This is a genomic window from Psychromonas arctica, from assembly GCF_038155225.1.
In the GTDB taxonomy this organism is placed as follows: domain Bacteria; phylum Pseudomonadota; class Gammaproteobacteria; order Enterobacterales; family Psychromonadaceae; genus Psychromonas; species Psychromonas arctica_B.
Map to the genome: position 1 here is coordinate 1 of NZ_JBAKBA010000362.1, position 215 is coordinate 215.

Genomic DNA, 215 nt, shown 5'->3' on the forward strand with positions numbered 1-215 from the left:
CCACGAGCCACCATCACAACGTCAGACGCTAAAATAATCTCTTCTAGTGCTTCTTTTGTTTCAACTGCTTCAGCTCGTTCAACTTTTGCTACAATCTTCGCAAAACAACCTGCTTCTTGAGCGAGCTTACGTTCGTAATGAATATCCGCACCGTTACTTGGAAAAGAAACCCCTAAGTAATCACAACCAATTTCAGCGGCTGTAAAAATGTCTCT

The 215-nt window shown here is 42.3% G+C and carries 1 protein-coding gene; it reads right to left on the bottom strand.

Going from position 1 to position 215, the window contains the following annotated elements:
* Positions 1 to 215, bottom strand: a 215-nt coding sequence (locus tag V6255_RS18790) for a pyruvate kinase (protein WP_341629463.1), incomplete at both ends; no start/stop codon positions are given.